Source organism: Micromonospora profundi, assembly GCF_011927785.1.
GTDB classification, from domain to species: Bacteria; Actinomycetota; Actinomycetes; order Mycobacteriales; family Micromonosporaceae; genus Micromonospora; species Micromonospora profundi.
Map to the genome: position 1 here is coordinate 2,866,271 of NZ_JAATJK010000001.1, position 22,528 is coordinate 2,888,798.

Consider the following 22,528-nt stretch of genomic DNA (forward strand, 5'->3'; position numbering starts at 1 on the left):
AGTCCTTCATGCCGTACACAGCGGACAAGCCGAAACTGGCCGAATCCAGCGACGAGCTGCGCGCCCGTATCCCCGGGTGGGGCGTGGACCTCGACCCGAAGGACCGGCCCTCGGTGCCGAAGGAGCAGTTCGATCCGAACCTCAACGGCGCGCACTGGGAGTTCCCCGAGCGGCAGCCCGAGAAGTGGCCGCGGGAGAGGTCGATCGAGCACAAGTTCCTCACCCCGGTCTTCGGCACCTCGTGCCCTCCCAAGGGGCTCTCCGGGGTGATCCGCCGGTACTCCTACCGTCGGTACAGCGAGGGGCGAGCGGCGCACTGGCTGCTCCTGCTCGCGGCGGACCGGGTGGACGCTGCGGAGAGCACTGTCGCGTCGTTCCTGACCCGTCGCCCCGACAACCTGGTGGCCGAGACCGGTGTCCTGAGCGAGTTCACCCGGCACGGGCTCTCCTCGCGTCTGCGCGGCAAGCGCGTGGACCGGGTGCACCACCCGCTCGACCCGATCATCGTCACCGCGCCGTGGGTGCTGGCCGGAGGGGCCGCCTATCTGGTCCTCCGTGGGCTCGCCCGACGCGGACGGTCCTCTACCCGGTAACCCGCAGCCCGGCGATGAGGATGCCGACCATGCGGCGGGCGTCGTAGCGGGGGTCGTCCGCGCCGATGCAGAGGTTGCCTACACCCCGCAGCAGTACGAGGGCGCCCACGTCGGGGCGGATCTCGCCGGCCGCTGAGGCAGCGGAGAGCAGTTCGGCACACACGGGCACCAGCCGGTCGATGAAATAGGCGTGCAGCGTCTGGAAGGCGGCGTTGTCGGATTGCAACGCCTCGGCGAGGCCGTGCTTGGTGACGAGGAAGTCGACGAAGAGGTCGATCCACTGCGTCAGCGCCGCGTACGGCGTGCTGCTGCTTGCCAACAGGGCGGGCCCGGCCTCGGCGCACGCCTCGACCTGGTGTCGGTAGACGGCCACGATGAGGTCGGCGCGCGTCGGGAAGTGCCGGTAGATCGTGCCCACACCGACCCCGGCCCTGGTGGCGATCTCGCGGACGGGCACGTCGACGCCGGAGGCGATGAAGGCCGAGGCGGCGGCGTCCAGCAGGGTCGCCTCATTGCGCCGCGCGTCGGCCCGTTTCCGGGGTGCCGGACGCGCTGATCCGCTCTCGATGTCGGCCACTGCGCCGCTCCTTCGGTCACTACGACTTGGCAAACGGAACCGGGTTCCGTATATTCGTTACCGGAACCTGGTTCCGCTTGCCCAGTCTGCCAGATCAGGTGGGCCGCGGCCAACACACCCCTGCCACATGGAGGAACAGTCATGCAATACCGCACCTTGGGTCGCACCGGCGTCCAGGTCAGCACGCTCTCGTTGGGCGCCATGAACTTCGGCAAGATCGGACGAACCACCCAGGAGGAGACAACAGCAATCGTCGACGCCGCCCTGGAGGCGGGCATCAACCTCATCGACACCGCCGACTGGTACAGCCTGGGCGAGTCGGAGGAACTGGTCGGCAGGGCCATCGCCGGCCGTCGCGACGACATCGTGCTCGCCACGAAGGCGGGCATGCCGATGGGCGACGAGCGCAACCATCAGGGCAGCTCACGCCGCTGGCTGGTCACCGAGCTGGACAACAGCCTGCGGCGCCTCGGCGTCGACCACGTCGACCTCTACCAGATCCACAGGTGGGACCCGACCACCAGCGACGAGGAGACCCTGTCGGCTCTGACCGACCTCCAGCGGGCCGGCAAGATCCGCTACTTCGGCTCCTCGACCTTCCCCGCGTACCGCATCGTGCAGGCCGAGTGGGCCGCCCGGGAACACCACCTCAGCCGGTACGTCACCGAGCAGCCCAGCTACTCGATCCTCCAGCGCGGGATCGAGACCCACGTCCTGCCGGTCACCGAGCAGTACGGCCTCGGCGTGCTGGCCTGGAGCCCTCTGGCGTCGGGCTGGCTGTCCGGCGCGGTCCGGGCCGGACAGGAGATCACCACCAGCCGCTCGACGATCCTGCCGGAACGCTTCGACCTCGGCATCCCGGCCAACCAGGCCAGGATGAACGCCGTCGAGCAGCTGGCCAAGGTCGCCGACGACGCCGGCCTCACCATGATCCAGCTGGCGCTCGGTTTCGTCACCGCGCACCGGGCCGTGACCAGCGCGATCATCGGCCCCCGCACCACGGACCATCTGCGTTCCCAGCTCGCCGCGGCGGACACCGTGCTTTCCGGCGACGTGCTCGACGCCATCGATGCGATCGTCGCTCCCGGCGTCGACCTGGCCGCCCACGAGAAGTTCGACACCCCGCCCGCCCTGCTCGACCCGGCACTGCGGCGTCGCTGACACCGAGAGGAGGCCACACATGCACCATGGACACCGAACGCTGTTCGGGATCATGACCGCTCCGTCGCAGGTCGACTACCAGGACGTCCTGCGGGTCTGGCGCGAGGCGGACGCGATCCCGAACATCGAGCACGCCTGGCTCTTCGATCACCTGATGCCGATCGCCGGCGACCCCAGCGGGCCGACGTACGAGGGCTGGACACTGCTCTCGGCCCTCGCCGCGCAGACCCGGCGCCTGCGCCTCGGTCTGCTGGTGACAAGCAACCGCTTCCGGCCGCCCGCGATGCTCGCCAAAATCGCCACGACCGTCGACGTGGTCTCCGGCGGGCGGCTGGACTTCGGTATCGGCGGAGGTTCACGGCCCGGTCATCCGCTGGCCCGGCGCGAGTACGCGGCGCACGGGTTGCCCTTCCACGACTTCGCCCACTCGGTGGGAAGCCTCGCGGAAGCCTGCACCGTCATCCGGCGCCTGTGGACCGAGGCGGAACCTTTCGACTTCCATGGCACGTACGTCGATCTCACGGGCGCCTTCGGCAACCCCAAGCCGGTCCAGCGTCCCCACCCTCCGATCCTCATCGGTGGACGGTCCGCGCCGGTCCTGCGCGTGGTCGCCGAGCACGCCGACCTGTGGAACATCCCGGGCGGCGACATCGACGACGCCGTGCACCGGAGCGCACTGTTGGACCGCTACTGCGCCGAGATCGGTCGCGACCCCGCGTCGATCAGGCGATCCATGGTCCTCCAGGTCTCCTACGACGAGCCCGACACGACCCTGGAGGCGATCCGCACGGCGATGGGCGCCGGGTTCTCGCACATCGTTCTGGGGCTGGCGGCGCCATACCCCGCGCATGTTGCGCAGTGGGTCAGCGAGCGGCTCATCACCCCGGCCGGCTAGCACCCGGAGTTCACCGGAAGGTGGTGTCCCGGGACGGTGGCCGGGCCGATCACTGTCGTAAGGTGCCAGCATGGCGCACCCCACACGGCCCGATGTCGGGCCTTGCGGGACGCACGGGGGCAGCCGCCGGCATTACGGTGCCGCAGCCCGATGACGTCGACCTGGTGGGCCGTGGCGCCGCCCCGACGCGTCAGCCACCTGCCGGCCGTCGACCCCGAACTGCTGCGGGTAGCGCTCGACCCGCTGCCCCCGGGCGCACCGGCCGTCGTGCACTACCGGCCCGTGGCCGTGGGTCCGCTGGGTGACCTGGTGAGCACCCTGCTCGACCAGTTGGACAGCGTGGCGCTCGCGATGTTTCCCAACTGGTTGCCGGATGCGGCCGGCTTGGACGGTCAGGGCGAGCTGAGCGCGGCGGCGGCCCGCTCGCTGGCGGCCCGCACCGCCGCCCGGTCGCGGCACTTCGGCCCGTTCCTGATCGACCTGGCCGAACGCGCGACACGCGGTGCCCGGCAGCCCGGCGACCGGCTCCGCTTTCCGGCGGAGGTACGCGCCGCCGGGCTCGCCCGGGTGATCGCCGAGGCGTACGACCGCACGGAGTGCGTCCTTCTCGTCACCGTGCCCGAGTTGGACCCGGACGCCGAACGGACGCTCGTGGCCGCCGCCGAGTGGCTGGTGCGCCACGGCGGCTTCACGGTGTGGCTGACCGGCACCGCGATGCGGCACGCGGACCGGGTCCGTTCCGTGCCGGTGACGGTGCCGGCGCGCTTCGCCGAGCTGGCCGACCCGAGCAGTCGGATTCCCGACGTGGTCGGCCCACCGGAGCCCACGTTGCTGGCCTGGCCGCCGATCGCTGGTGTGCCACGCGGCGACAGCCCAGCCGAGCAGGCACTCGAACGCGCCCTCGCGTCACACCGGTGGGCGCGTGGGCGGCGGTGGAATCAGATCTTCGATCCGCATCCGCTCGGCGAGGCGTACCGTCTGGATCTCTTTTGGCCCGCCGAAGGTCTTGCGGTCGAGGTGGACGGCCCGGAGCATCGAGGGCGAATCGCTTTCGCCAACGATCGGCGGAGGGACGTTCGGCTGCACCTGCTCGGGCTGAGCGTGCTCCGCTTCACCAATGAACAGGTGCTGTCCGACGTAGCGGCGGTGGTCGACGGGATCCGTCGTCTGCTGGCCCGCCGACGCACGGACGGCACGCATCCCCTTGGAGATGAGACATCATGACGAGCCCGGCGGACGTACCGAGCCTGACGTCGAACCAGATCAACGCCCTCGTGGTGCTGATGGTCGAGGCGCGCCGACTCACCAACGTCGAGCTACGTGAGCTGGCCGGCTTCTCCCTTACCGGCAAGGACAACAAGCGGCTCATCGACCTGGGCCTGGTCGAGACCGACAGGGGGCACCGGCCGTTCGCCCACGAGCTGACCGACGAGGGCTGGCGGGTCGCCCGCCAGCTGCACACCGCCGCGCCGCCCAAGGGAGCGGGCTCGGCGACGCGGTCCCTGCTCACCGTCCTCGCCAACCTGCACCGCTCGCTGGACCGGCTCCGGGTCAGCCACGGCGACTTCTTCAAGCAAACCGACGGCGCGGGTCCGGCCGCCAGCACGCCGGAACCCCCCGTCAGCACGCCACAACCCGCCGCCACGCCGGATGCGGCCGCCGCTGACGTACAGGCGCTGGTGCGCGAGGCGTACCGGGAACTGGCAGCGGCGCCGGGGGCCTGGGTCGGCCTCGCCGACATTCGGGACCGGCTCGCCGACACCGACCGGACCGCCCTGGACGCGACGTTGCGGGCGATGGTCGGCCAGGAGGACGTCCGCATCATTCCGGTGGCCAACACCAAGTCGCTCACCTCGCGCGACCGCGCCGCGGCAGTGCGGATCGGCAACGAGGACAACCACGCCCTGGCGATCGGCCCGGCGTGATCTCCGACGAGCAGCGCGCCGCCCTGGAGGCGGTGAGTCTCAACCCGGCGGTCACCCCCGACGACGTCTGGCGGGCCAGCCCGCACAACGTCCCGGAGTTGCACGAGAAGGTGGTCGCGGAGATCCTGCGCGGGGTGGGACGGGCGCGCACGGACGACACGACGGTGCCGCTCGGGGTGGCCATGCAGGGCCGCGCGGGCGCCGGCAAGACGCACCTGCTCGGCGCGGTTCGTGAACGCGTCCAGCGCGACGGCGGCTACTTCTTCCTGGTGGACATGGTCAGCGGCAAGACGTTCTGGGAGAGCGTCGCCCTGGCCCTGGTGGAGGGCATGGGTCGCGACGCGATCGGCTGGGGCACCCAGCTACGTACCTTCCTGCGCCGGCTCACCGCCCAACTCGGCCTGCCGGTCGAGGTCCGGGACGCGATCGCTGGGACCCGGCCGGTGACCCGGGAACACCTTGACACCTTCATCCGAGGGCTGCGCACCCGTGACCGGGAGGTCGGACGGGACTGCCAGGACACCGCGCGGGCGCTGGTCCTGCACGGCGCCATCGACTTCGAGGCGCAGGACGTGGGTTACGCCCACCTGATCTCCGAGCCGGGCGACCCGCAAGCGCGGGCGGCGTGGGGGCTGAGCACCGCGCTGCGGACCCCGCAGCAGATCGTGCAGGACATCTCCCGGCTGATGGCCCTGACGTTGGACCCGACGGTCATCGCCGTGGACCAGCTCGACACGCTGTTCGCCCAGAGCAGCACCTCCCTGTGGGAACAGCACGCCGGGCTGGAGGACGCCCAGGCGAGGGTGGTCGGGCCGATCGCCGACGGCCTGCTCAAGCTCCGTGACGTCACCCGTCGGACACTGGTCGTCGTCTCCTGCCTGCCCGACACCTGGGAGTTGCTGACGCGCAGCGCGCCCACGCCGGTCAGTGACCGGTTCCGGCAGGCGACTCTGCCGGATCGGATACCCACTGCCGAGATCGGCCTGGCCATCGTGGCCAAGCGGCTCACCGACGCGTTCGCGGGACCGCGCTTCGTCCCGCCGCACCCGACCTGGCCGATCGACCCCGCCGCCTTCGCCGACGCGCCGACCCTGACACCACGCGCCTTGCTGCGGCGGGTGGACCGCCACGTCGCCTGGTGCCGCGACCGCGACGAGGTCACCGAACTCGACCGGCTCATCGACGGCGCCGACACGGCGGCGACTCCGGCCGTCGTGCCCGGCCGGACCAGTGACCAGGCCGCCGACGAGCAGAAGCTGCGCGAACTGGACGCCCGCTTCGCCGAACTGGTCGACGCGGCGGACGTTTCGGCCGCGCTCGCCGCGGCCACCGAGGACGAGCGGATGCCACCATTGCTCGCGGCCGGGCTGGCCGCCTGGATCGCCGAGCAGGCGCCGACGGGTGCCGCCTACAAGTACGATCCGCCGCCCAGTCGCAAGCCCGCCCTGCACGGGCGGTTGATCGAGGTGCTCGACGAGGCGACCGAGAACGAGGCGCACTGGTGCTTCCGGGCCATCGCACACTCCAACGCGATCGCGGTCACCGCGCGGGTCAAGGCCGCGTGCACAATGGCCGGATTGGACCGGGACCTGCCGCAACGGCGACTGGTGCTGCTGCGTAACGGCCCGTGGCCGACGGGCAAGCGTACGACGGAGGTGTTGACCGCCTTCGACGCGGCCGGCGGCGTTCGGTGCGCGGTGACGGAGGCGGACCTGCGGGTCTTCGCGGCGCTGCGGGTGTTGGCGGGCGAGCCGTCCGCGGTCCTGCAGGAGTGGCTGCTCACCCGCCGCCCGGCCAGCGGCACGGGTCTGTTCCGGAGGTTCTTGCCGGGGGCTGACCACGCGGCCTCCAGCACGGAAGGTTCGCCGCAGGGGCACCTCGACGACGGCACCGACGAGACGACGGCCGACGCGACCGCGCCGGTCACCACCGATTCGCCCGACCCGGCGGTCGTCGCCGACGGGCGGTCGATCGGCTTGGGGCGGACCGTCCAGGGTGGCAAGCCGTTCGCGGTGGATCTGGAGTCGCTGCGCCGGCACGCCGTCGTGTTCGCCGGCTCGGGTTCCGGTAAGACCGTGCTGATCCGCCGGCTCGTCGAGGAGTGCGCCCGGCAGGGTGTCTCCTCGATCGTGCTCGACCCCAACAACGACCTCGCCCGGCTCGGCGACGCGTGGCCCGAGGCACCGAGCGGCTGGAGCCCCGGTGACGCCGAGCGAGCCGACGACTATCTCGCCCACACCGAGGTGGTGGTGTGGACGCCCCGGGTCACCGCCGGCCGGCCGCTGAGTTTCCAACCGCTGCCCGACTTCACATCGCTGCGTGAGTGGCCCGACGAGTTCGACCAGGCGATCCGGTCCGCCGTGGAGGCCCTCGCGCCGCGGGCCGGCGTCGACCGGCCCACCAAGCTGGCGCAGCAGGGCAAGGCCGTGCTCACCGAGGCCCTCCAGGCGTACGCGCGCAGCGGCATGGTCGGCCTGCACGGATTCACCGAGTTCCTCGCCGAGCTGCCCGAGGGGGTCAGCCGTCTGACGCGGGCCGACAAGCTCGCCCAGGAGTTGGCCGAGACGCTCAAGGCGGCGATGGTCACCGACCCGCTCTTCGGCGGGATCGGCGCGCCGGCCGACCCGGGGTTGCTGTTGACGCCGTCGCCGGGCCGGCGGGCACGGGTCTCGGTCATCAGCTTCGTCGGCCTCACCTCCGACCAGGAACGTCAGAGCTTCGTCAACCAGTTGCAGATGGCGCTCTTCGCCTGGGTCAAGCGGCACCCGGCGGGTGACCGTCCGTTGGGCGGCCTCTTCGTGATGGACGAGGCACAGACGCTCGCCCCGTCGACCGGCAACACGGCCTGCACGGCCAGCTCCATCGCGCTCGCCTCGCAGGCCCGCAAGTACGGGCTCGGGTTGGTCTTCGCCACCCAGGCGCCCAAGGGTCTGCACAACCAGATCTCCGGCAACGCGACGACGCAGTTCTTCGGGCTGCTCAACGCGCCCGCGCAGATCGACGCCGCTCGCCAGTTGGCCGAGGCCAAGGGCGGACGGCTGCCCGACATCGGCCTGTTGAGCAGCGGCGAGTTCTACGTGGCCGGGGAGGGGTTCTCGTTCGTCAAGGTCCGCACCCCGCTGTGCCTCACGCATCATCCGAAGGCGCCGCTGACTCCCGAGGAGGTCGTCGCCCGCGCCCGCCCGGCGGGTGATCCGCACGCTGGCAGGCCGTGACGGCAGCGTGGCGCGGCGGCCGTGAGCCGCCGCGCCACAGAGCCGATCCGAGAGTACGAGGGTCAGCTCGCGCTACAGGAGACCGACGGCCAGGTCCAGTGGCCGTTGGCCCCGATGGTGACGCCGAAGTTGTTGCCGCTGCCGTTGGGCCTCGCCACCTCCGGTGGGTGGCGGCGTGGTCGGTTGCCGCCGCCCCCGTCGGTGCCACCCACAGTGATGCCCCGACCCGCAGCGCACATGGTCAGGCGATCGAATCGAGGCCGATAGTTCCGATGAATTTCCGGATCTCGGCATCCGGAGGTCGCGTCCGACCCCATGATCGACCTTTGCCTGCGGAGACCAGGTACACGTATGACGTCGAGCCCCGGGTGGACGGACGGTTGCCAGCGCTTCCGGAGAGCTTCCGGAAGTTGTTGACGCGTCGGAATTCCCGCTGCAATACTCCGATCCATTGCGGTCGATGCGATCCCGCTTCGTCGGGTTTCGATCGGTCTCCCCACCACCACCCGGACGGCCGGAGTACGCGCGCCACCGCACAACCCGGCCCGGTAGAAGGGGCACCAGATGAGCACTGTCCCTGTCCAGACGCTCGTACGGTCGAAACGACTCCGAGCCCTGCTGTCCGTCGTCGCCACGGCCGTCGCGGCGTGCGGCGTCGTCATCGCGGCCACCGCCACCCCGTCCAGCGCCGCCACCTGCAACGGCTACGTCGGGCTCACCTTCGACGACGGGCCGACCGGCAGCACCAGCGCGCTGCTGAACGTGCTGCGCGCCAACGGCGTACGGGCCACGATGTTCAACGTCGGCCAGAACGTCCAGAACAACAGGTCCGCGGCGCAGGCCCAGGTGGCCGCCGGCATGTGGATCGGCAACCACAGCTGGAACCACGCCCACATGACCTCGATGAGCCAGTCGCAGATGCAGTCCGACCTGTCCCAGACCAACTCTGCGATCCAGTCCGCGACCGGCGTCCAGCCGAATCTGTTCCGGCCCCCGTACGGCGAGACCAACTCGACCCTCCAGTCCGTCGCCTCGTCGCTCGGCATGCGACAGGTGATCTGGGACGTGGATTCCCAGGACTGGAACGGTGCCAGCGTCAGCCAGATCGTGGCCAACGCCAGTCGCCTCCAGGCCGGCCAGGTCATCCTCATGCACGACGGGATCCAGAACACCCGGGACGCCATCGGTCAGATCATGGCCAACCTCACGAGCCGCAACCTCTGCCCCGGCATGATCTCGCCGTCAACCGGACGCGCGGTAGCGCCCGACGGCACCACTCCCCCACCCGGCACCACCCCGCCGCCCGGCACGACACCACCGCCCAGCACGACACCACCGCCGGCCGGCGGCACCTGCACGGCGGCGGCGACCACCACGAACGTCTGGGGTGACAGGTACAACACGTCGGTGACCGTCAGCGGTGCCGGCACCTGGACCGTTGTCGTCGCCCTCACCGCGCCGCAGAAGGTTTCCAGCGTCTGGAACGGCAGCGCCAGCTGGGACAGCAGCGGCAACGTCATGACGGTGCGCTCCAACGGCAGCGGCGCCACGTTCGGCTTCACCACGATGTTCAACGGCAACAGCAGCGCCCGACCGCAGATCCGCTCCTGCACCGCGGGCTGACCTTCTGGCCCTGGTCCTGCGGGGCGGGCGGCGGACGCCCCGCAGGACCCCTCATCGAGCTACCGTCGTCGGGCCACGATCCTCAGTGGCCGAGAGCCGGCGTCACGAGGACGTCCGGCCGTCGAGCGCCTCGCGCAGGATGTCCGCGTGTCCGGCGTGCTGGGCGGTCTCGGCGATGAGGTGCGCCAGCACCCGTCGCACGCTGTACGCCGTACCCGGCTCGTGCCAGGGCGCCTCCGGGAGCGGCTGCCGGGCCGACAGGTCGGGCACGGCAGCGATGATCTCCGCACTCCGGTCGGCCACCTGCCGGTAGCGGTCGACGACCCCGGCGAGCGTGTCGCCGGGCAGCATCCGCAGATCGTTCTGGTGGTCGATCGCCCACTGCGGAAACTCCCGGGCGGCGCCGGCCGTCATGTCGTCCCAGGTGACGCCCTCGGGCAGCTCGTAGCTCATCGCCGAGGGGCCCTCGACCACGAAGCGCATCCAGGTGTCCTCCATTGACGCGACGTGTTTGATCAGACCTCCCAGGCACAGGGCGCTGACCGTGGGACGCTCGCCGGCCTGCTCGTCGGTGAGGTCGCGCGTCGTGTTGATCAGGGCGAGACGGGCGCCTGCGAGCTGGTCGAGCAGTTCGGCGCGTTCCTGGTCGAGGGCTGCGGTCGGGGTGGTCGTGGCGGTCATGGTGACGAGGTCCTTCCGGTCGTTCGCGGTGTCGGGCACGAGACGACGATCGCAGCCGAAGCGGTCAGGTTGTGTCCTCTTCTCCTGACATCATCGGAAGCTGTGCCGAAGACCTCAGCTCGACTGCTGTCGCTGCTCTCACTCCTTCAGGCGCGTCGGGACTGGCCCGGCGCGCTGCTGGCAGAGCGGCTGGCCGTCAGCCCGCGCACCATCCGTCGGGACGTCGACCGCCTGCGCGAGCTCGGCTATCCCATAGTGGCCAGCAAGGGCCCCGAGGGCGGGTACCGGCTCGGCGCGGGCACCCGATTGCCGCCCCTGCTCTTCGACGACGAGCAGGCCATCGCCGTCACCGTCGCACTCCAGATCGCCACCACGGCCGGCGCCGGCATCGAGGAGGCGGCAGCGCGTGCGCTGACCACCGTCCGGCAGGTCATGCCCGGGCGGCTGCGCCACCGCATCGAGGCCCTGCAGCTCAGCGCCGTCGAGCGGTCGGGCCGACCGAAGCCGCAGGCCGACAGCGGCGTACTCCTGACCCTCAGCACAGCCGTGCACGCTCGCGAGGTGCTGCGCTTCGACTACGCCCCGGCCCACCCGCCGGCGCCCGGCACCGACATCCCGCCGCGTCAGGTGCAACCCCACCACGTCGTCACCTGGGGTGGGCGCTGGTACCTCGTGGCCTGGGACCTCGACCGCGACGACTGGAGGACGTTCCGGGTCGACCGGATCAGCCCGCGGACGCCCACCGGGCCTCGCTTCACGCCCCGCGAACTACCCGGCGGGGACGTGAGCGCCTTCGTCGTCAGCCGCTTCCAGGGGTACGACGGTTGGCCGTGCCGGGGGGAGGTGATCCTCGACCTTCCCGCCGAGGCCGTCACCCCCTACCTCAGCGACGGCGTGGTCGAGCACCTCGGCCCGGGCCGCTGCCGCGTCGTGGCCAGCTCCTGGTCGTGGACGGGGTTGGCCGCGACCCTCGGCAGGTTCGACGCCGACATCGAGGTGGTCGGGCCGCCCGAGCTCAGCGACGCCTTCGCCCGGCTCGCCCTCCGCTACGCCGACGCGGGCCGGGGGGTGGCCCGGTGTAGGACCGTCGGCGACCGGAAGCGCACGGCCGGCACTTCGCTCGCCTGAGGACGTATCGCCCGTTGCCTACCCGTTTGATCCTTCGGACGCGGGGGCACCATGGCATCGACAACCGGGAGCGCGTGACGCCCGTGACGCGCCGACCCGCGTCCCCACCCGACGATGACTGCGGGAGGACCAGATGCCAGCAGGATCAAGCCCCAAGCGAGAACGGCAGTACGAGCACATCAAGGAGAGCGCGGAGAAGCGCGGCGTCTCGACCGGCCGGGCGAAGGAGATCGCCGCCCGTACGGTGAACAAGGAGAGGGCCCGCTCGGGCGAAGCCCGCACGGTGAGCCGGTCATCAGTGGCCGACGTGTCGTCCGGGCATCGCGGTGGGAAGCGCTCGCACACCGGCGCCAAGGGTCGCACCAAGGAGCAGTTGTACAACGAGGCACGGCAGCGCGGCATCAAGGGCCGCTCGTCGATGTCGAAGGCGGAGCTGGAGCGGGCGCTGTCGAAATAGCGGGGCTTAGTCGTGACATCGGTTCACGGTGGCCGAATACCGACAACACTGGATCGGGGAAGTGTCCGGTTCCGCCCGTCTGGCGAGACTCTTGGTGGAACGATGCATGACGTGGGAACTGCAGAGACTTCTATGCCTGTCATCTCGCCGCTCGCTGGCGAGCCGATCAAGCGCGCCGATGCCGAGCGACTCGCGGGCGTGCTGAAAGCGTTCGCCGACCCGGCTCGCCTGCGGCTGCTCAGCCTGATCCAGTCCGCGCCGGAGGGCGAAGCGTCGGTCACCGACCTGACCGCGCCGCTCAACCTGTCCCAGCCGACAGTGAGCCATCACCTGCGGATCCTCACCGAGGCCGGCCTGATCGAGCGGGAGAAGCGTGGCGTCTGGGCGTACTACCGCATCGTGCCGTCCGCGATCGCGGCGATCGCCGACCTCCTGACGCCGCCTCGCAAGCGGCCGACGAAGAAGACCCGCTGACGCCGACGCTACACAGCCGTCCGCCGATGCGGGGGCGGTTCGCGTCGGGCCGGGGGGATCCAGCCCGCGTCGCCATGCACCCCGGCGAGCAGGTCGGCTGTGGTGTGCGCCGAGATGCCGGGATCCACGCTGTCGGTGAACCGCCCGACGACCGCACGCACGTGCCGCTGCGCCGGGTCGGCGAGACCGTCGTAGACGGCGGCGAACACCTCCCGGGCCGGCTGCCGGAGCCAACCGGTCGGCAGGAGGTCCCGGGGCAACTGCGGGTCGAGGATGGGAAAGCGCCGGTAGGTGTTCATGATTTCGGTACGCGCCCGCACCGCCGCCGCGCCGTCGACCTCCCCGGATCGCACCTGCGGCACCAGTGGCGCCCATCGCTGAAGGAACTCCTCGTAGTGCCCGCTGATCGCGTCGATGTCCCACGCGTCGATGAGAGCGCGCTGGCTGTCCGCGTCGAGCGCGATCTGCCGTCCACGGAACACAGTGACGGCACCCAGGGTGAGCTGTACGAGTCGCGCCTGGGCCCTCGGCGTCAACTCGTACGGGGAGATCCACAGCCCGTCGTACAGCGGCGCGTACCCCAGCCAGCGGAGCTGGCCCCGCAGGGCCCTTCGTTGCGTGCCGCGGTCCTGGGGCAGTGAGAAGGCGACTGTCGTCCAGCATCCGTCCCAGGGCTCGGCGGCGGTGGTGGAGGTGAGGATCCAGTGTCCGCCGACGGAGAGGTTGATGGCGGCGGCCTGGGTGAGCCGGTAGGAGCTGTGTCGTCCCTGCCGGCTGCCCTCCAGGACTCCCCGACGGGCCAGCCTGCTGATCGCGGCACGGGCACCGGCCGTCGTCACGCCCGACTCGGCGAGCAGCGCGACGATGGCCGCGGACGGGAGCGCGGCGCGTGCCCGCAGCGTGTAGTCCGCCAGCAGGGTCACCGCCACGCCCTGCGGTGAGCTGCCGGCCTGCCGCCGGGGCATCCGGAGCGAGTGCTCCCCATCGTCCGGATAGATCTCCTCGATGTTGAACGGACTCGTCACAGGCACTCCGGGCTCTGCTCAGGAACGGTCCACCGACTGTAGACGGACCGGCGGCGGGCCGGGGATTCCGAGGCCTGCACGTGATCGAGGTACGTCGATTGACACTTCTCGGTCCGGAGACGACACTATCTGCATTGCGATGCCGCACCGAGCCGGGCACAGGGCGAGCACACGTTGTAGGCGATGCGCGATCACCGCGGGCAGTTGGGCACACCCGCCATCCGAGCGCGCATGCCCGATCCTCAGCCGCACAGCTGATCGAAGGAGTCGTCCCCCGTGAGAATCAGAAGAAAACTGCTGCTCGCCCTCACTGCGTCAGTGGCCGCGATCGGTCTGGTGATCCCCGCGTTCCAGCCCGCGTACGCCGCGTCGCTGACCGAGGTGACAAGCTTCGGCGACAACCCCGGCCGGATGCGCATGCACGTCTACGTGCCGGACAACCGCCCCGCCAACCCGGCGATCGTGGTGGCCATGCACGGCTGCGGCGGGTCCGGCCCCGGCTTCTACTCCGGCAGCGAGTTCGCGAGCCTGGCCGACCGGTACGGATACGTCGTGATCTACCCGAGCGCCACCCAGCAGGCCGGGTTCGGCAACTGCTTCGACACCTGGTCCGACGCCGCCAAGCGCCGTGGCGGCGGCAGCGACCCGGTGTCGATCATCTCCATGATCCGTTACGTGCAGCAGCAGTACGGCGGAGACCCCAACCGGGTGTACGCCACTGGCAGTTCGTCCGGCGGCATGATGACCAACCACATGCTCGCGCTCTACCCCGACGTGTTCAAGGCCGGCGCCGCCTTCATGGGCGTGCCCTTCAACTGCTTCGCCAACGCGGCGGACTACCCGCCCGGGGCCAGCCAGTGCACCGGCGGCAACATGAACCGCACTCCGCAGCAGTGGGGCGACGCGGTCCGCCAGGCGTACCCCGGCTACTCCGGCCCTCGCCCCCGGGTGCAGTTGTGGCACGGCACCGCCGACACGCTCGTTCCGTACTCGCTGCTCCAGGAGACGATCGAGCAGTGGACGAACGTGTTCGGGCTCAGCCAGACACCCACCTCCACCGACACGCCGCAAGCCAACTGGAACCGCCGCCGGTACGCCGACAGCGGCGGCACCGTCCAGGTCGAGGCGTACAGCATCCAGGGCGCGGGGCACAGCCTGCCCAGCGCCGGCATGGCCGCAGCCGCCCTCGCGTTCTTCGGCCTGACCAACCCGCCGACCACGCCGCCTCCGACCACGCCGCCGCCGACCACCCCGCCCCCGACGACCCCGCCGCCGACCACCCCGCCCCCGACGACTCCGCCGCCGACGACCCCGCCGCCGGCCAGCGGCTGCGGTGTGACAGTGGCAGTCAACGCCTGGAACAACGGGCTGACGGAGAACATCACCATCACCAACAGCGGCAGCAGCGCCATCAACGGCTGGTCCCTGGCCTTCGCTCTGCCGAGCGGGCAGACCATCACCTCCGGCTGGAACGCCTCCTACTCCCCCACCTCGGGGCAGGTGGCGGCCAGAAACCTCAACTACAACGCCACAATCCCCGCCAACGGATCGATCACCATCGGCTTCCAGGCCACGCACACAGGTAACACCGCACGGCCCAGCTCGTTCACCCTCAACGGCGCGTCCTGCACACTCGCCTGAGGACGGCGGTACTCCGGGGGTGGCGTCGGCCGGCGTACATCCCCGGAGTACCGGCCGTCGCGGTCCGACCGGCACGACGCGCCGGTCCCGCGCGGAGCGAAACCATTCGCCCCGGCCGGGCTATTCGCCGCTGGGGACCTGGTCGGTGACCTCGTCGTAGCCGACAGGGGCGGGAGCCCCGGTCGGCGCGTAGATCACGCGGAGCACGCCGGTCGGGAAGACCTCGGTCGCCGTGACCTTCAAGTGGTACGGCGTCTCGCCCTCGTCGAACAGCCGGCGACCCTTGCGCGCCGCCACCGGGTGCACAAGCAGGCGCAGCTCGTCGACGAGGCCGGCGGCGAGCAGCTGCTGCACCACGGAGATCGAACCGGGGATGAGGATGCCCCTGATGCCGGCATCGGCCTTCAGCTCGGTGACCGCGTCGACCAGGTCGCCCTGGACGAGTTCCGAGTTGCGCCAGGTGAACTCCAGCGGCTGACGCGAGACGACCACCTTGCGGACGTCGCCGAGCTGCTTGGCGAAACCGGCGTCCTCCCCGCCCGCGGCCTCACGGTCGGGCCAGGCACCGGCGAAACTGTCGTACGTCTCGCGGCCGATGAGCAACACGTCGGAGGTGTCGTAGTCCTCGCCGACGGCACGGCCCATGTTCTCGTCGAAGTAGGGGAAATGCCAGTCGGGGTCGATCTCGGCCACCCCGTCGGCCGAGATGAACAATGTGGAGATGACCTTCGCCATCGCGGTGCTCCTTCGAGTCGGGTGATGTCGGCACGTAGACCGGCACAGCATCCCAAACTCGCCTGTCCACCACGGCCCCGTCACGGCGGCGCGCCGCAACGACGAACGAGCCCCGGTCGATCCCCTGAGGATCGACCGAGGCTCGTCGGTTGAGGCAGTGATCAGGCCACGTCGAACCTGTCGAGCTCCATGACCTTCGTCCAGGCCGCGACGAAGTCGTTCACGAACTTGTCACGCGCGTCCTGGCTGGCGTAGACCTCGGCGAGGGCACGCAGCTGGGAGTTGGAGCCGAAGATGAGGTCGACAGCGGTAGCGGTCCACTTCACCTTGTCGGTCGCCAGGTCCCGGATCTCGTACACGTGCTCCTCGGACTCCGACGCCTTCCACCGGGTGCCCGGGGAGAGCAGGTTGGCGAAGAAGTCGTTGGTGAGCACGCCCGGCCGGTCGGTGAGGACACCGTGCTGCGCACCGCCCACGTTGTTACCGAGAGCGCGCAGGCCGCCGACCAGGACGGTCATCTCGGGCGCGGTCAGGTTGAGCATGTAGGCGCGGTCGATGAGCAGCACCTCCGGCTGGGTCTTCTCGCCGGGGCGCAGGTAGTTGCGGAACCCGTCCGCGCGCGGCTCGAGAACCCGGAAGGACTCGACGTCGGTCTGCTCCTGGGTGGCGTCGGTGCGACCCGGCCGGAACGGCACTGTCACCTCGACACCGGCGTCGCGCGCCGCCTTCTCGACAGCGGCCGAGCCGGCGAGCACGATCAGGTCCGCGAGCGAGATCTTCGCGCCACCGGCGGAGTTGAAGTCCCGCTGGATGCCTTCCAGAGTCTCCAGGACCGTCGCGAGCTGCTCCGGCTGGTTGACCTCCCAGTTGCGCTGCGGCTCGAGGCGGATCCGGGCACCGTTGGCGCCACCGCGCTTGTCGGTGTAGCGGAAGGTGGCGGCCGAGGCCCACGCGGTCGAGATCAGCTGGGCGGTCGTGAGGCCGGACTCCAGCACCTTCGCCTTGAGCGCCGCGATGTCGGCGTCACCCACGAGCTCGTGGTCGACGGCCGGCACCGGGTCCTGCCACAGCTGGGCCTCCGGAACCCACGGCCCGAGGAAGCGGTCCACCGGACCCATGTCACGGTGCAGCAGCTTGTACCACGCCTTGGCGAACGCCAGCGCGAACTCGTCGGGGTTCTCCAGGAAGCGGCGCGAGATCTTCTCGTAGGCCGGGTCGACGCGCAGCGACAGGTCGGTCGTGAGCATCGTCGGCTTGTGCTTCTTCGACGGGTCGTGGGCGTCCGGGATGATCGCCTCGGCGTCCTTGGCGACCCACTGCTTCGCACCGCCGGGGCTCGTGGTGAGCTCCCACTCGTAGCCGAAGAGGATCTCGAAGAAGCGGTTGCTCCACTCGGTCGGACGGTCGGTCCAGGTCACCTCGAGGCCGCTGGTGATCGTGTCCCCGCCCTTGCCGCTGCCGTACGTGCTCAGCCAGCCCAGGCCCTGCGCCTCCAGGGGGGCGCCCTCGGGCTCGGGGCCGACGTGGTTGTCGGCGACACCGGCGCCGTGGGTCTTGCCGAAGGTGTGGCCACCGGCGATGAGGGCGACGGTCTCCTCGTCGTTCATCGCCATCCGGCGGAACGTCTCGCGGATGAAGTGCGCCGCCGCCAGCGGGTCGGCGTTGCCGCGCGGGCCCTCCGGGTTGACGTAGATCAGACCCATCTCGGTCGCGCCGACGCCGGCCACCATCTCCTTCTCGGAGGCGTAGCGCTCGTCGCCGAGCCAGGCGTCCTCGGGACCCCAGAAGATCTCCTCCGGCTCCCAGACGTCCTCACGGCCGAAGCCGAAGCCGAAGGTCTTGAAGCCCATCGACTCCAGGGACACGTTGCCGGCGAGCACCAGCAGGTCGGCCCAGGAGATCTTCTGGCCGTACTTCTGCTTGACCGGCCAGAGCAGCCGGCGGGCCTTGTCCAGGTTGGCGTTGTCCGGCCAGCTGTTGAGCGGGGCGAACCGCTGGCCACCGTCGCCGGCGCCACCGCGGCCGTCCTCGATGCGGTAGGTGCCCGCGGCGTGCCAGCTCATCCGGATCATCAGGCCGCCGTAGTGGCCGAAGTCGGCCGGCCACCAGTCCTGCGACGTGGTGAGGACCTCGGTGATGTCCCGCTTGAGGGCCTCGACGTCGAGCCTGGCGAACTCCTTGGCGTAGCTGAAGTCCTCTCCCAGCGGGTTGCCCTTTGACGAGTGGGCGTGCAGCACCGAAAGGTCGAGCTGGTTGGGCCACCAGTCCCGGTTGGAACGCGGACGACCACCGGTCTTGGGGGTCGGCGAGTCGATCGCCGGGTTCTCGCTCTCACTGCCGTGGGCGGTCACGGAGTCGTGCGCCACGGGGCAGCCGGCGGCCGCCTTCTCGTCCACGCCCTGCGGGCTGACAGGGCGGTTGTCCTGGGTGTCGCTCATGTACTTCCTTCCGAACTGACGGATTCCGAACTGGCGGATCACTAGGAGGTGCGTTCGGTCGCGCAGCTGGGGCAGACGCCCCAGTAGACGACCTCCGCCTCCTCGACCACGAAACCGTGGTCGTTGGAGGCGGTGAGACAGGGAGCGTGGCCGACAGCGCACTCGACGTCGGCGATCGCACCGCAGGAGCGGCACACGACATGGTGGTGGTTGTCCCCCACCCGCGACTCGTAGCGGGCGGTCGCTCGGGCCGGTTGGATGCGGCGCACCAGACCGGTGTCGGTAAGCGCGCGCAACACGTCGTACACCGCCTGATGCGAGATCGTGGGGTGGTCCGCCCGGACGAGCGCGATCACCGTGTCGGTGTCGACGTGCGGGTGATCCCGCAGCGCCGCGAGCACGGCCACCCGGGGCCGGGTCACGCGCAGCGAGACCGCTCGCAGCTGGGCCTCGATGTCGGACGTCACGTGCAGACCTTAGCCCGCTAGTTTGGAATAAATCAAGTTTATGGCCGGCTGCGGCGGCCCGACTTGCCCCACATCACCGGCCACCCAGGTTACGGCAGGGGCACCTCGGCATTGCCGTATCGAGGGAAACTCCAGCCGCCCGTGCTCAGCGACGGCGCAGCGCCAGCGCGACAGCCGCCAGGACCAGCGTCGCCCAGACCGGCACCCAGAGGGGCCACTGCTGCGCCAGCGTGCCGAGCGCGCCGCCGACGGCGTAGGCGGCGAGCGTCAGCAGGCCGAGCAGCGAACCTTTCCGGGCCTGCGACCGGCTGTTTCCGGGGCCGGCGATCCAGCCGACGATCCGCTCTCCGGTCTTGGCGACGGTTCCCGACTGGTACGTGATGGTGGTGGCGACCCCGGCCGTGCGCACGAACAGGGTCGCCAGGGAACCCATGGCCAGGCCACCGAGGGCAGCGAGCGCCGCCCGGGACTGCGGGCCGGAGCGGCCGTACTCGAGCAGGACGTTGACGGCCGACCACGCCGCGGTGGCGACCACGACGGCGGCGATGCCGCGGGCCGCCGACGTGCGGACAGTGCCTGTCGCCCGCAGTCGCGCCACCAGCCCGGCCCCGATGCCGAACGCCACAAGCGAGGCCAACGCGGCCGGCCAGGCCGGTTGGCGGCCAGCCGCGCCGACGCCGATGAAGAGGACGTTGCCGGACTGGTTGGCGACGAAGGAGCCGTAGCGGAGGAACGCGAAGGAGTCGAGGAAACCGGCGGTGGTGGTGGTCACCGCCAGGACCAGAATCGGATAGCGGAACTCGCCGTAGGCATCCTGCGGATCGGCCTGGCCCGGTGGGCGCGCTGGCTGTCCAGATCCAGTGCTGGCCATCGGTTCTCCACTGTTCCGTGAGGTATCGACCTCGCTTTACCCAATGCAGCATAGAGAGCAGAGAGTCAGTTTTTGCCCGCTTCGCGCACCGCCCACAAGCGGTTGACTCTCACCGGCCTGTGCGCCTTCCCCGTCGGCATTCCCGGCGGGCTCACACCTGGGCGCTGATCGTGATGCTGATCGCCCTGGCCTCGGGGAGCGACCGGCAGCGTCGGCGAGCACCCGACGCTGACGTCCCGTTCGACCAGGCGTACCGACGTCAGGTGCCGGTGCCGCTGTCGAGATATTCGGCGAGCCGGGCCGCGCCGGTGAGCATCGCCCTGCCGCGTTCGGTGAGCCGGTGCCGCCACTGGCGCAGTGACGCGGCGAGCGGTTCGGTGCCGCCTGCCTCGCGCACCTGACGCACCACGCCCGCGATGTGGTCGAGGCGGTAGCCACCGCGGCGCAGCAGGTGGGCGAGTTCGGCGTCGCGGACGTCGTCCGGCGAGTAGCGGCGGTGGCCGGTCACCGGGTCGCGCACCGGCTGGAGAAGTCCGGCGCGCTCCCACTTGCGCACTGTCGCCGGTCGTACGCCGAGCCGGTGCGCCAGCACGCTGATCGGCACGGCTGCGCGGCCCTGCGGCCCGCGCTCGACCCCGACGAGAAGCGGAACGGCCTCCTCGACAGCGTCCAGCGTCTCCCGGTCACGTTGCAACAGGGCGTGGCCCCGGTCGATGACCCGCAACGCCGCGTCGATCTCGCCCCGGTTGACCGCGCGCATGATCTCGCCACCGGCCGCGTAACCGTGGCCGGGGATGAGCGCGAGGTAGGCGCCCAGCGCCTTGGCGTGCGCCTCGGTGAACCGGCGGTAGCCGCTCGGGCTGCGCTGCGCAGGCGGCAGGACACCGTCTCGCTCGTAGTTGCGTACGGCCTGCGCGGAGAGGCCGTACGTCCGCGCGAGGTCGATCGGTCGACGTACCCCCGCGTTTGAGGGTTTTGCCTGTGTCATTAGTGCTCGATCGCTCGAAAGTTTCAAAGGGTGGTTCAACGATACGGTTGATGGAATGACGTTCTCGCTGGACCTGCCTGCCGTACCGCCGGACCTGCTCGCGCTCGGCGAGCCCACACACGGCGAATCCGCCTTCCTCCAGATACGCAACGAGGTCTTCGCGTCGCTTGTCGAGCGCGGCTACCGGTCAATCGCACTGGAGAGCGACCGCGCGGCGGGGCTGACCGCCGACGACTTCGTCCGGGGCGACGCAGGCGTGACGCTCGACAGCGCGCTCGCCGAGGGGTTCAGCCACGGTTTCGGCTCGGCCCCGGCCAACCGTGACCTGCTGCTGTGGATGCGGGAGTGGAACACGGGCCGGCCGGCCTCCGAGCGCCTGACGTTCCACGGCTTCGACGCCCCGCTGGAGATGGACCACGCGCCGAGCCCGAGACGGCACCTCGCCCAGGTCTGTGACTATCTCGGCTCGGACCGGTTCGCCGAGATCGACGATCTGATCGGTGCCGACGCCCAGTGGAGCGACCCTGCCGCGATCTGGGAGCAGGGCAGGTCGATCGGGCGATCCGCCGATGCCCAGCGGCTGCGGGTGATCGCCGACGACCTGCTGACCGAGCTGCACCTGCGGGCAGCCCAGCGGCCCGAGGGTTGGCAGGCGGCGCGGGTGTGGGCGACAAGCACGCTCGCCCTGCTGCGCTACCACGCCGAGGCCGCCGCGCCGCTCCCGCAGGACGCCCGCTTCGCCCGCCTGGCACAGGTCCGGGACGCGCTGATGGCCGAGAACCTGCTCGCGATCCGGGAGGTTGAGGCTCACCGGGGGCCGACGCTTGTCTTCGCGCACAACAGGCACCTCCAGCGTGACCCGGGCACGATGACAGTGGCCGGGACCGATCAGCAGTGGTTCGGTGCCGGCGCGATCGTCGGGGCGCTGCTCGGCGACAGGTACGCGGTGATCGTCGGCAGCCTCGGCGCGAGCCCCACGCTGGGCATCGACGCGCCCCCCGCCTCGACGTACGAGGGCAAACTCCAGGACGGAACAGACCTTCCCCGGTACGTCCGCGCCGCCGACGTGGAGGCCGCCGAGAAGAGGTCGCACGACTACCGGTACTTCCCGCTCGACGCGGCCACGATCGCCCACGCGGACGGGGTGCTGCACATTCCGACAGGCGTCGACCCTGCCACGCTCGCCGACCGGATTCTCGCGTTGCCCGACGTCGAGCAGTTCGTCGCGACAGCCGAGAACGGCTCACCGGAAGGCGCGTGGGGCGACCGCTTCTTCTACGTCGGCCCGGACCGCCGCCAGCCGTTCGCCACGATCGTCGAGCACGACGTACCCGGCTTCGACGAAGCCTCGCAGCTCGACCGACCCGGCGTCTTCCGGCTCAACCTTGAGCTGGGCCGGGCCGAGTTCGAGCGGCTGTTCGGCTTCGCTCCCGGCGACTTCGAGGCGCACCGCGACAGCTTCGACTTCGCCAGGCTGGACACCGTCGTGCCGCACCCCGGCTATGCGCTGCACGGTTTCGCAAGCATCGTCATGCCCGGCCCGCAGATGCTGCCCGAGATCGACCGACTGCTCACGGTGTCCCACGCCCGAGCCGTCGACAGGCACGAGCGCGCATCGCGCAGGGCGCGGTGAC

General features: G+C 70.6%; 20 protein-coding genes. 12 read left to right on the plus strand and 8 right to left on the minus strand.

The window, feature by feature from the left end; all coding sequences use genetic code 11:
* The first annotated feature begins 8 nt into the window (after positions 1-8).
* Positions 9-593 (plus strand): hypothetical protein, encoded by a 585-nt coding sequence (locus F4558_RS12695; protein ID WP_053652905.1) that lies wholly within the window; start codon positions 9-11, stop codon positions 591-593.
* Here F4558_RS12695 and F4558_RS12700 read toward each other — a convergent pair.
* Positions 583-1,170, minus strand: a complete 588-nt coding sequence (locus F4558_RS12700) for a TetR/AcrR family transcriptional regulator (RefSeq protein ID WP_370469132.1) — start codon at positions 1,168-1,170, stop codon at positions 583-585. The genes F4558_RS12695 and F4558_RS12700 overlap by 11 nt on opposite strands.
* 141 nt (positions 1,171-1,311) lie before the next feature.
* Between F4558_RS12700 and F4558_RS12705 the strand changes: the two genes are divergently transcribed.
* From F4558_RS12705 to F4558_RS12730, 6 genes are all read left to right on the plus strand, one after another.
* Entirely contained in the window at positions 1,312-2,331 is a 1,020-nt protein-coding gene (locus tag F4558_RS12705) for an aldo/keto reductase (protein WP_053652907.1), read from the plus strand.
* 19 nt (positions 2,332-2,350) lie between these two features.
* A complete protein-coding gene (locus tag F4558_RS12710; protein WP_167944194.1) occupies positions 2,351-3,226 on the plus strand; it encodes an LLM class flavin-dependent oxidoreductase in 876 nt (291 codons plus the stop codon).
* A 150-nt stretch (positions 3,227-3,376) separates the two neighbouring features.
* The gene (locus tag F4558_RS12715; RefSeq protein WP_167944196.1) at positions 3,377-4,450 is read left to right on the plus strand and encodes an endonuclease domain-containing protein; all 1,074 of its coding nucleotides are present in this window, start codon (positions 3,377-3,379) and stop codon (positions 4,448-4,450) included.
* The gene (locus tag F4558_RS12720) at positions 4,447-5,151 is read left to right on the plus strand and encodes a hypothetical protein (protein ID WP_167944198.1); all 705 of its coding nucleotides are present in this window, start codon (positions 4,447-4,449) and stop codon (positions 5,149-5,151) included. Before F4558_RS12715 ends, F4558_RS12720 begins: the two co-directional genes overlap by 4 nt.
* A complete protein-coding gene (locus F4558_RS12725; protein WP_312877324.1) occupies positions 5,148-8,366 on the plus strand; it encodes an ATP-binding protein in 3,219 nt (1,072 codons plus the stop codon). Before F4558_RS12720 ends, F4558_RS12725 begins: the two co-directional genes overlap by 4 nt.
* Positions 8,367-8,930: 564 nt before the next feature.
* Complete coding sequence (locus tag F4558_RS12730; protein ID WP_167944200.1) at positions 8,931-9,989, plus strand: polysaccharide deacetylase family protein; 1,059 nt, start codon at positions 8,931-8,933, stop codon at positions 9,987-9,989.
* Between the two features lie 102 nt (positions 9,990-10,091).
* On the opposite strand, the gene F4558_RS12735 is transcribed toward F4558_RS12730, so the two are convergent.
* On the minus strand, positions 10,092-10,709 hold the full coding sequence (locus F4558_RS12735; protein ID WP_312877325.1) for a DinB family protein: 618 nt from the start codon (positions 10,707-10,709) through the stop codon (positions 10,092-10,094).
* 63 nt (positions 10,710-10,772) lie between these two features.
* On the opposite strand from F4558_RS12735, the gene F4558_RS12740 reads away from it, so the two are divergent.
* The 3 genes from F4558_RS12740 to F4558_RS12750 all read left to right on the plus strand — a co-directional run bounded on the left by F4558_RS12740 (position 10,773) and on the right by F4558_RS12750 (position 12,729).
* Positions 10,773-11,798 carry a helix-turn-helix transcriptional regulator gene (locus tag F4558_RS12740; protein WP_167944202.1) on the plus strand — a complete coding sequence of 342 codons (1,026 nt, stop codon included), beginning with the start codon at positions 10,773-10,775 and terminating at the stop codon, positions 11,796-11,798.
* 133 nt (positions 11,799-11,931) lie between these two features.
* The gene (locus F4558_RS12745; protein ID WP_167944204.1) at positions 11,932-12,255 is read left to right on the plus strand and encodes a plasmid stabilization protein; all 324 of its coding nucleotides are present in this window, start codon (positions 11,932-11,934) and stop codon (positions 12,253-12,255) included.
* A gap of 102 nt (positions 12,256-12,357) precedes the next feature.
* Positions 12,358-12,729 carry an ArsR/SmtB family transcription factor gene (locus F4558_RS12750; protein ID WP_167944206.1) on the plus strand — a complete coding sequence of 124 codons (372 nt, stop codon included), beginning with the start codon at positions 12,358-12,360 and terminating at the stop codon, positions 12,727-12,729.
* Between the two features lie 8 nt (positions 12,730-12,737).
* Here F4558_RS12750 and F4558_RS12755 read toward each other — a convergent pair whose 3' ends face one another.
* On the minus strand, positions 12,738-13,754 hold the full coding sequence (locus tag F4558_RS12755; protein ID WP_167944208.1) for a PaaX family transcriptional regulator: 1,017 nt from the start codon (positions 13,752-13,754) through the stop codon (positions 12,738-12,740).
* A gap of 276 nt (positions 13,755-14,030) precedes the next feature.
* Between F4558_RS12755 and F4558_RS12760 the strand changes: the two genes are divergently transcribed.
* Complete coding sequence (locus F4558_RS12760) at positions 14,031-15,395, plus strand: extracellular catalytic domain type 1 short-chain-length polyhydroxyalkanoate depolymerase (protein ID WP_167944210.1); 1,365 nt, start codon at positions 14,031-14,033, stop codon at positions 15,393-15,395.
* A 120-nt stretch (positions 15,396-15,515) separates the two neighbouring features.
* Here the strand turns inward: F4558_RS12760 and F4558_RS12765 are convergent, their stop codons facing one another.
* From F4558_RS12765 to F4558_RS12785, 5 genes are all read right to left on the minus strand, one after another.
* A complete protein-coding gene (locus tag F4558_RS12765; protein WP_053652918.1) occupies positions 15,516-16,130 on the minus strand; it encodes a dihydrofolate reductase family protein in 615 nt (204 codons plus the stop codon).
* 161 nt (positions 16,131-16,291) lie between these two features.
* Positions 16,292-18,568 carry a catalase/peroxidase HPI gene (katG, locus tag F4558_RS12770; RefSeq protein ID WP_167944212.1) on the minus strand — a complete coding sequence of 759 codons (2,277 nt, stop codon included), beginning with the start codon at positions 18,566-18,568 and terminating at the stop codon, positions 16,292-16,294.
* 41 nt (positions 18,569-18,609) lie between these two features.
* Positions 18,610-19,035, minus strand: a complete 426-nt coding sequence (locus F4558_RS12775; RefSeq protein ID WP_053652919.1) for a Fur family transcriptional regulator — start codon at positions 19,033-19,035, stop codon at positions 18,610-18,612.
* 145 nt (positions 19,036-19,180) lie between these two features.
* A complete protein-coding gene (locus tag F4558_RS12780) occupies positions 19,181-19,906 on the minus strand; it encodes a DUF1275 family protein (RefSeq protein ID WP_053652920.1) in 726 nt (241 codons plus the stop codon).
* A 259-nt stretch (positions 19,907-20,165) separates the two neighbouring features.
* Complete coding sequence (locus tag F4558_RS12785; RefSeq protein ID WP_167944214.1) at positions 20,166-20,894, minus strand: TioE family transcriptional regulator; 729 nt, start codon at positions 20,892-20,894, stop codon at positions 20,166-20,168.
* A gap of 55 nt (positions 20,895-20,949) precedes the next feature.
* Between F4558_RS12785 and F4558_RS12790 the strand changes: the two genes are divergently transcribed.
* A complete protein-coding gene (locus F4558_RS12790) occupies positions 20,950-22,527 on the plus strand; it encodes a DUF6194 family protein (RefSeq protein WP_167944216.1) in 1,578 nt (525 codons plus the stop codon).
* Position 22,528 lies beyond the last annotated feature (1 nt).